9 protein-coding genes are annotated in these 8,770 nt (G+C 72.2%); 5 read left to right on the top strand and 4 right to left on the bottom strand.

Annotation, left to right across the window (positions count from 1 at the left end; genetic code table 11):
- The first annotated feature begins 368 nt into the window (after positions 1 to 368).
- The gene (locus AC3EQ1_RS27655; protein WP_432097060.1) at positions 369 to 2,048 is read left to right on the top strand and encodes an MFS transporter; all 1,680 of its coding nucleotides are present in this window, start codon (positions 369 to 371) and stop codon (positions 2,046 to 2,048) included.
- A gap of 151 nt (positions 2,049 to 2,199) precedes the next feature.
- Here the strand turns inward: AC3EQ1_RS27655 and AC3EQ1_RS27650 are convergent, their stop codons facing one another.
- Positions 2,200 to 3,585: an FAD-binding oxidoreductase gene (locus AC3EQ1_RS27650; RefSeq protein ID WP_432097059.1), complete on the bottom strand. Its 1,386-nt coding sequence runs from the start codon at positions 3,583 to 3,585 to the stop codon at positions 2,200 to 2,202.
- Positions 3,586 to 4,071: 486 nt separating this feature from the next.
- Between AC3EQ1_RS27650 and AC3EQ1_RS27645 the strand changes: the two genes are divergently transcribed.
- Positions 4,072 to 4,308, top strand: coding sequence for a type 2 periplasmic-binding domain-containing protein (locus tag AC3EQ1_RS27645; RefSeq protein WP_351506680.1), 237 nt, complete (start codon positions 4,072 to 4,074; stop codon positions 4,306 to 4,308).
- 314 nt (positions 4,309 to 4,622) lie between these two features.
- Positions 4,623 to 5,525, top strand: a complete 903-nt coding sequence (locus AC3EQ1_RS27640) for a class I SAM-dependent methyltransferase (RefSeq protein ID WP_432097058.1) — start codon at positions 4,623 to 4,625, stop codon at positions 5,523 to 5,525.
- A gap of 159 nt (positions 5,526 to 5,684) precedes the next feature.
- Here the strand turns inward: AC3EQ1_RS27640 and AC3EQ1_RS27635 are convergent, their stop codons facing one another.
- Positions 5,685 to 5,918 carry a hypothetical protein gene (locus AC3EQ1_RS27635; protein WP_432097057.1) on the bottom strand — a complete coding sequence of 78 codons (234 nt, stop codon included), beginning with the start codon at positions 5,916 to 5,918 and terminating at the stop codon, positions 5,685 to 5,687.
- Between the two features lie 116 nt (positions 5,919 to 6,034).
- On the opposite strand from AC3EQ1_RS27635, the gene AC3EQ1_RS27630 reads away from it, so the two are divergent.
- Positions 6,035 to 6,277 (top strand): DUF1059 domain-containing protein, encoded by a 243-nt coding sequence (locus AC3EQ1_RS27630; protein ID WP_432097056.1) that lies wholly within the window; start codon positions 6,035 to 6,037, stop codon positions 6,275 to 6,277.
- Positions 6,278 to 6,394: 117 nt separating this feature from the next.
- On the opposite strand, the gene AC3EQ1_RS27625 is transcribed toward AC3EQ1_RS27630, so the two are convergent.
- On the bottom strand, positions 6,395 to 6,766 hold the full coding sequence (locus AC3EQ1_RS27625) for a VOC family protein (protein ID WP_432097055.1): 372 nt from the start codon (positions 6,764 to 6,766) through the stop codon (positions 6,395 to 6,397).
- A 184-nt stretch (positions 6,767 to 6,950) separates the two neighbouring features.
- The gene (locus tag AC3EQ1_RS27620) at positions 6,951 to 7,952 is read right to left on the bottom strand and encodes a 4Fe-4S domain-containing protein (RefSeq protein ID WP_432097054.1); all 1,002 of its coding nucleotides are present in this window, start codon (positions 7,950 to 7,952) and stop codon (positions 6,951 to 6,953) included.
- Positions 7,953 to 8,289: 337 nt separating this feature from the next.
- Between AC3EQ1_RS27620 and AC3EQ1_RS27615 the strand changes: the two genes are divergently transcribed.
- Positions 8,290 to 8,757 (top strand): DUF6233 domain-containing protein, encoded by a 468-nt coding sequence (locus AC3EQ1_RS27615; RefSeq protein ID WP_432097053.1) that lies wholly within the window; start codon positions 8,290 to 8,292, stop codon positions 8,755 to 8,757.
- The last annotated feature ends 13 nt before the right edge of the window (positions 8,758 to 8,770 follow it).

Below are 8,770 nucleotides of genomic sequence, written 5' to 3'. Positions count from 1 at the left end.
TCCGGTTCGGTGGGACGGACTGTGATGTGTCCGGTTCGGTGGGACGGACTGTGATGTGTCCGGTCCGGTGGGACGGACTGTGATGTGTCCGGTCCGGTGAGACAGACCCCGATCCGTCCGGCCCTGAGCGCACCGGCCCGATCCTCAGTGGCCACGCCCCGACTGCCCGGAAGCGGCCGGCGGGAGGGCACCGGGCTGTAGGCCGTTCGAGTGGTGGGCCCCCGGAGGCGGGCTTAGGGTCGTAGAAGTTCCCGATCACGGGTCGCGGAAGGCCTGGTCAGGGGGTGAGGCCCGAGCAGGGGCCGCGGACGTGCCTGATCACCGTCGGGAACGCAGCCGATCGTCGCCGTCGTGAGCGCGGGAAGACCATGACGAGCTCCCACTCCACATCCGCCGGTCCTGCCGAAGCCCCGGAACGGGGCGGCGGCAGCGTCATTGCGCTCCTCGTCATCGCGTCCTGTCAGCTGATGGTGGTCCTCGACATCACCATCGTGAACATCGCGCTCCCGCACATCCAGAGCTCCCTCGGCTTCTCGACCGAGAGCCTGTCGTGGGTCATCAACGCCTACACCCTGACCTTCGGCGGTCTGCTGCTCCTCGGCGGACGGCTCGGTGACATCCTCGGCCGGAGACGGGTGTTCATCTTCGGTGTGCTGCTGTTCGTGCTCGCCTCGCTGCTCGGCGGTCTCGCGCAGAACGCTCCCCAGCTGCTGGCCGCCCGGTCCCTGCAGGGCGTGGGCGGGGCGATCGCGTCCCCCACCGCGCTGGCCCTGATCACCACGACCTTCCGGGAGGGCCCGGAGCGCAACCGGGCGTTCGGCGTCTTCGCGGCCGTCTCCGCGGGCGGCGGCGCGATCGGCCTGCTCATGGGCGGCATCCTCGTCGAATGGCTCGACTGGCGCTGGGTGTTCTTCGTCAATGTGCCGATCGGGCTGCTCATCGCCTTCGCCACGCCCCGCCACATCAGGGAGTCCGAGCGGCACGCCGGTCACTTCGACTTCGCGGGTGCGCTGACCTCCACGGCCGGTATGGCCTCACTGGTCTACGGCTTCATCCGGGCGTCGGAGGACGGCTGGCGCGATCCGCTGACCCTCGTGGCGTTCGGCGCGGCCATTGTCCTGCTCACGACCTTCCTCACCATCGAGCGGCGCTCCAGACAGCCGATCACCCCGCTGAAGATGTTCCGCGACCGCAACCGCGCGGGTTCGTACGGCATGATGCTCAGCCTCGCCGCGGCGATCTTCGGAATGTTCTTCTTCCTCACGCTGTTCGTGCAGAACGTGCTCAACTTCAGCCCGCTCCAGGCCGGGCTGGCGTTCCTGCCGGTGAGCGCGGTGATCGCGGTGGGCGCGGGGACGACGTCCCAACTGCTGCCGAAGTTCGGGCCCAAGCCGTTCATGGTGGTCGGCGCGATCCTCGCCGCGGGGGGCCTGTCCTGGCTGACGCAGACCGATGTGGACAGTACGTACGCGGGCAGTGTCCTCGGCCCGATGCTGATCTTCGGGCTGGGCATGGGCATGCAGTTCGTGTCGCTGACCCTGATGGCGGTCTCCGGGGTCGCCCCGCAGGAGTCGGGCGCGGCGTCCGGCATGCTCAACGCGACCCAGCAGGTGGGCGGCTCGCTCGGGTTGTCCATCCTGGTCACGGTCTTCGGTACGGCGAGCCGGAACGAGGCGACCGAGCAGGTCCCGGCGTTCCTCGCCCAGGCGACCCCCTTGGAACGCGCACAGTTCCAGCGCACCGGCGAGCTGCCGGCGCCCTGGGGCGACCAGGTGCTCGCCACGGGCGTCTCCACGGCGTTCATCGCCTCGGCGGCGTTCACGATCGTCGCGGCGCTGATCGCCCTGTTCGTCATCCAGGTCCGCGCCTCCGACCTCGAACGCCTCCAGGGCGGCGCCGCTGCCGGAACCCCCTCGGCCGCGTCAGGGGAACCGGCGGCCACGGATACGACGGCGTCGGACACGACGGCGGGTACGGCAGCCGCGGACACGGCGGCGGCCGACGACGCGGCCTCGGGCGACGAGGGCGGGCACCGGTCGTCGGAGTGAGACGGGCACCGGTCGTCGGAGTGAGACGGACACCGGTCGTCGGAGTGGTGGAGGGCGGTCGGAGTGAGGCCGGCCGTCGCACTCCGGCCGGGCCCTGCCGGAGTTCCGTGAGCTCGGTGTCATGCCACCGGCTTCGGCTGCGGCTCCGGCGTCACGCCGGCGTGATGTTGTGGTTGAGCCGGAAGACGTTGTCCGGGTCGTAGGTCGCCTTCACCGCCGCGAGCCGGCGGTAGTTCTCGGGCCCGAAGCCGGAGATCAGCCGTTCCTCGCCCTCGTTCCCGATGAAGTTGAGGTACACGGCTCCGCTGGACCACGGCTGGAGGTCGGCACGGATGTCGTGCGCCCACCGCCGGCCCCGCTCGTCGTCGGCCGGGTCCTCCCACAGTCCGAACGGGTGGGCCACCCAGGACGCGTTCCGCCAGGGGACGGGGTAGTCCGGGTTGCCCCGCGCGGTCGCGCCGCCCTGCGGGAAGAGCACGTGCTGGGAGGGGGACGGCACGATCATGTCGGCCGCGCGGGCGCAGAACAGGTCCACCGCCTCGTCCGGGAAGCTGTCCAGGTGCTCCGCGGACCAGTAGTTGCGGCAGCCGGGCGGGTCGTCGAGCATGCACTGCAGCTCGGCGTAGGGCAGTTCGGTGATCATCTCGGCCGCGTGCCCGAGCTCCAGGACCGGGGCCGCGACCGCACGGGCCGCCGCCTCCCCGCCCGCGTAGGTGACCAGGACCGCGCAGACCAGCCGCCCCACCAGCTCCTCGGGCACGAACTCCTCGGGCGGCCCGGTGAAGTAGATGAGTCCGCCGCCGACCTCGTCCGGTGCGGACTCCATGAAGTCGCGGTAGGCGCGCGCCACTTCGGGTCCGGCGTCGGCGGGCCACATCAGGATCATCGCGGTCAAGGCCGGGAGCGGATGCATGCGGAAGGTGAACGAGGTCGCCACGCCGAAGTTCCCGCCGCCCCCGTGGAGGGCCCAGAACAGTTCCGGGTTCTCGTTCTCGTCGGCCCGCACGGTGCTGCCGTCGGCGGTCACGAGGCTGACGGAGAGCAGGTTGTCGCAGGCGAGCCCGAACTTGCGGTCCAGCCAGCCCGATCCGCCGCCGAGAGTGAAGCCGCCCACCCCGGTGGTGGACACCCGGCCGCCCGTGGTCGCCAGGCCATGCGGTTCGGCGGCCCGGTCGAGATGGCTCATGGTGGCGCCGCCGGACACCCGGGCGGTGCGGGCCTCGGGGTCCACGGCCACCGCGTTCATCCGCCGCAGGTCGACGACGAGGCCGCCCTCGGTGAGGGCCATGCCCGCGACGCTGTGTCCCCCGCCGCGCACCGCGATCTCCAGGCCAAGCTCCTGCCCGAAGCGGAGGGCTTTCGCGATGTCCTCCGGGGTCGCGCACTGGGCGATGACCGCGGGCCGCCGGTCGATCATCGCGTTGAAGACCGTCCGGGCCTCGTCGTACGCGGCGTCGTCGGGTGTGATCACCTCCCCCGTGAAGCCGGTGCGCAGGTCCGTCAGGGCGGTTGTGCTGCCGAGGGTCTCCGAAGCCATGGCACGTGCCTCTTCCGCGGGAGGTCGGATCTCCTCTTCGACCGTAACTCCGGCCGATGGAACCCGGCATATCGGACCTCTGGGGTCGAGGGCAGCACTGTCCCCCGTCCCTGAGCTGCGTCCCTGTGACGTCTTCGCTGTGACGTATTCGTCCACCGCCCGGTGGAACGCGACGCGCGGCACGGCCGTCTCCTCCGGTGGCGTGCCCGGAGGGCCACGCCCGGTGGTGCGTCGCGTCAGGTGCGCACCGGGGTGCGCGGCCGGCTGGAACGGCCCGGTCCGCTGCCCGACTGCTCGGGGAGGCCGGGCGAGGGGAGACGCCCGCCCGGCCGGGCCGGGCGGAACGCCAGGACATCCGCGACCGGCACCGTCCGAGGGGCCGGGGAACCTCCGCGCGGCACGCACCGAGCGTTCGAACGGCACCTGAGAGGCAGGGGCGGGGCGTGGGGCGGCGCGCCGCCCCGTGAAACGAGGGGAGAAGCACGGATGCTCGGGGGGCAGTGTTCCGCCGGACCGCCCGGCGACGGCGGCCACGGGCCGATTCCGCCGGTCTTCGCCGGGATGAGCGTCACGGTACGGACGGCGGCCGGACTGCTCGGCCTGGGCGTCCACCGCGTCGCCGCGCTGATCGACGCGGGCGAGCTCGAATGCGAGAGCGGCGGGGTGGACCGCCGCTATCTCACCCTGCCGAGCGTCCTGGCCTACCGCCGTACCCTGCGCTGACCGGCGGCTGCCCGGGTCGGTGGCCGCTTTCGGAGCCCGGAAAGGGTGGAGGTGCGGGGCAGGGGCCGGTCGCCTACGGCGCGGGGCACGAGGAAGTTGCCAGGTGGCCGGAAGGGGCTGCCGGCCGGCCGGGCCGGTCCGGGGGGCAACCGCGCGGCCAACCCCGCCCGGCCGCGGGATGAACCCGTGACGTCCCTTGATCACCCGTCGCGACCGGCACACAAAACACACATGCGCGATGGTTCGGCGATGCTTTTCGGCCTTTACGGTGGCGGCGGATTTCCGCCCGTTCCCTGCCCCTGCGAGGACGACACATGACGGCGAGCCTCACCCCCGCGACAACGCAGCGCCCCGGTCGGCTGAATGACGTCAAGGGCTGGTTTCCCAGCCTCGACCAGGTGCTTTTCCATTATTTTCTGTCCCGCCAGGAACGCCTCGACGCGCGTGGGGACCTCATGGAACTGGGCGCCTTCATGGGCAAGAGCGCGATCTTCACCGCCGGTTTCCTGCGGGAGGGCGAGCGCTTCACGGTCTGCGACCTGTTCGACGCTCCCGCCCCGGACGAGCGGAACGCGGCCGAGGCCCGGAAGTCCTACCCGACCCTCACCCGGCTCGCCTTCGAGCAGAACTACCTGGCCTTTCACGACACGCTGCCCGACGTCATACAGGGCCCCACCTCGGTGGTCCCGGCCCATGTCGAGCCGGATTCATGCCGGTTCGTCCATGTCGACGCCTCGCATCTGTACGAGCACGTGGCGGGCGACATCGATACGGCCCGAATGGCTCTGGTGCCCGACGGCCTCGTCGTGCTCGACGACTACCGCTCCGAGCACACGCCGGGAGTGGCGGCGGCCGTCTGGGAGGCGGTCTTCAACCGGGGGCTGCGGCCGGTCTGCCTGAGCACCCAGAAACTCTACGGCACCTGGGGTGACCCGGAACCGCTCCAGGAGGCGCTGCTGGCCGACGAGGAGTGGCGCCGCGGAACGCATCTGAGCAGGCAGGAGATCGCGGGCCGGCGCGTCCTGCGCTTCTCGGGACGTCCCGAGGCGCCGGCGGCTCCGGTGTCCCGGTTCGCCGGCGAGGTCCCCTCCGGACGCGGCGGCCCGGCCCACGCCACATCGAACGGCACTCCCCGTCGGCCCTCACGCGCCCACCGGCTGGCTGCCGACCTCCTGCCCCCGGCCCTGACCCGCGCGATCCGCCGTCACCGGCGATAGGCACGGGCGCGTTCCCCACCGGCGGTCGCATGGCGGCGGCATGCGGCAGCGGCGTGCCCGGTGGGGCGACGAGCCCGGGTGGACTTCGGCGGACGGATGCGGCGGGTGGACCGAGGGGGCGAATATCCCGAGGTCAGTGGGGCATCCAGTCGTCCGAGGTCAGTGGGGCATCCAGTCGTACGGGCCGCCGTTCACCCAGCGCACGACCATCGGGTCCTCCACGTCGAAGTCCTTCAGTCCGGCCCGCAGGATGAAGGTGACCACGTCCGCGATGCCGTGCGCCTTGCCCACCAGCGCGCCGTTGACCTCGACCAGACGGAACGGCGGGTCGTCGGGCTCCGGGCCCCAGACGACGACCGGCGGAGGTGCCACCACGGAACCGCTGTCGCTCATGTCTTCAGCGTGGAGCCGGAGCGGTCCCGTCGCATCCCGCCCTGTCCAGTTCATCCGGATGGGCGGCTTCGGTGCGGGTTAGCCTGAGGAGAGGAGCCGACGTCGAGGAGGCCGTCATGACCAGGAAAGTCGCCGACTGCCGGAAGCTCCCCAGCGAGTCGAACTGCACCCTCACCATCTCCGGTGACACCGCGGAAGAGGTGCTCCGCGCGGCGGTCGAGCACGCGGTGTCCGTGCACCGGCACACCGACACCCCGGAGCTGCGCCGCGAGATCGAGGCGATGATCGAGGACGAGCGGGTGCCCGCGTTCCCCCTGTCGGGGCCGCCGCCTCCGCACGGCGAGATCTTCGACCTGTAGCCGACTCGGAACCATGGGATCCGGATCCCGGCCCGGACGGGGCGGGCGGGTGCGACGAAACCCTCGCGGGAACCTCCGGACCCGGGACCGGGGCCCCGGCGGCGTACGGCCGCGGGGTCAGCGTTCCTGGAGGACGGACAGCACGTTCCCGGCGGGGTCCTTGAACCATGCGATGTAGGGGCCGCCGCCTCGGAAGATGCCCCGCTCGTCGGTCTCGAAGGCGCCGTAGCGCTCCATGGTCACCCCCTTCGCGGTCAGCGCGTCCACAGCCCGCTCGATGTTGTCCACCGGGAAGTTGAGAACGGTGAACGACGCGGGGGTGTGGTCCTCCTTGGGGTAGATCAGGATCTCGGTGCCGCCCTCGATGTGCAGCATCAGCAGGCCGTCCAGTTCCGACACCCGCAGGCCGAGAGTCCCACCGTAGAAGTCCTTGGCGCGCTGTACATCGTTCACCGCGAACCCGCTGAACGCCTTGGTGCTGCCGAACATGGCCGACCTCTCCCATCTGCCGCAGGCCTGTCCCCGCACGTTCCGGCCGGGCGCGGGGGCACCCACCGGACCGGCTCCATCCTCGCCCGCCGGCCGCACCCCCGCACGGCGAGGAACCCGGCAGCAAGCCGACGACCCCGGGACACTCCCGCACGGCGGGTCCCCCTCGCCGCCCCCGCCGCTCTCACCAGCGCACGGCGGAGAAGTCGACGGGCCGGGGCCGGAGCCGGCGTACCCGGGCCGTCAGCCGGCTCAGCCGCTGTGCCATCTCCCCCGCCGGGAGCCGCTTGCGGTCGCCGTGGCCCGGCAGCAGCCACTCGAAACGCAGCCGGTGGGCCGTCCGGGCCAACGAGACACCCAGCTCCTCGATCGAGTAGAAGGTGACGCTCTCCGTCACCGCCAGATCGGCCGCGCCGCGCGACCAGTACAGGCTGTCCCCGCTGAAGCAGTGGAGCCCGTCGGCGAGATACAGCACGCTGCCGCGGGTGTGCCCGGGCAATGGATACGCCGTCACCCCCTCGCCGATCTCCACGGGGTCCGTGCCGCGCAGGACACGGTCGGCGTCCGGTGCGGCGTCGAGGTCCCCTTCGTGGATCCACAGCCGGGCGCCGAGGTGATCGGCCCAGCGCCGGCCGTGCTCAGCGTGGTCCCGATGGGTGAGCAGAACATCGGTGACGGGGCCCAGCGCCGCGTACCGGGCGCCCAGTGCGCTGCTCCAGCGCGGGGTGTCGATCATCATCGCGCCGCCCGACGGTCGGCGGAGCAGGTAGGAGTTGGCGCCGGCCGTCTGCGGGGAGTTGTGCCCGCACAGGAGGACGGAGTCGTTCAGGGCCAGCGGGAAGGGGTCCGGGACGGCCGCGAGCCGCCCGCCGGCCGGGCGGATCGAGCGAGTGGGGCAGGCGAGCGCGGCGGCGTGCAGCTGCCGTGCCTCGCTGTGGTCCCGCGGCTGCCGGACGAGCTCGGAGCGGCCGTCGGCCTCGCGGATCAGGTCCGGGGCGAGCTGGCGTGCGACATCGCAGTTGACGCAGCGGGAGTCGATGAACCAGCCGCCGTGCGGCGTCCCGTTTTCCCTGCCTCCTTCCGCGGTCGGGACGTCGGCACGGCCCGGGGCGGTGGTACGGCCTCCGTCCGGGACCGGGGCAGGTGCCTCGTCCGCCTCAGCGGCCGGATGCGGACCGTCATGCATGGTGGCTCCTTACGGGCATACGGGATCTGTCGGGCGTAGGGGCTGTGGGGCGCATCGGCCTGCGGGGCGCAGGGATCTGCTGGACGCGCAGGTGGCCGGGGCGGCCCGGTGGCACGCCCACCCCCTTCCTCAGGGTTGCCCGCGGCACCGCAAAAGAGGAAGGGGAGCCGGATCTGTTGCTTTCCGCGGCTTTCCGCTCTCACCGGCGGCCCCTCTCCCCGGCTCGGGCGGCCGCCGGCTCCCCTCACCGGGGCCGGCCCCCGACGGCGGGGAGGAACGGGAGGAGCGGGGAGCAGCAGGAACGACCCGACTCCGAAATTCGAACTAGAATCGAACGGTGCAGGATGACAGCTACGCGTCGGCGGGCCCCTGGGCCAGGGCCACCCTCCCCGACGGCCAGCAGCTCGACGTCATCGTCACCGGGCGGACCCGCACGCCCGACGGGCAGTGGTGGTACGAGCTGGAGGCCGTCCTCACGGCCCGCGGCACCCTCGGTGACGGGCGCACCGTCGCCGAGCCCACACCTGTCGCGTTCAGTGCGCCGGCGACCGGCGTCACCCCGATCCCCGGCGAGGACTACACCGCGGTGCCCACGCACGGGGCGGTTTCCGGGCGGCAGTGGCAGGTCGAGAATCTGTGGCGGACGGCCGCGGGCCCCACCCGCCGACTGCACCGGCGGGACTGCTGGCACGCCCGGGCCGCGCACCAGCGGGTGCCCACCGCGGAGGCGTACACCCTGCTGGCCGACCCGGACGTCGAGCCGTGCGACATCTGCCACCCCGAGCGGGCGCTCCGGCACGCCTGAACGGCTGAGCCGT

Source organism: Streptomyces sp. bgisy100, from assembly GCF_057709105.1.
This window is presented reverse-complemented; position numbering and strand designations above follow the sequence as displayed.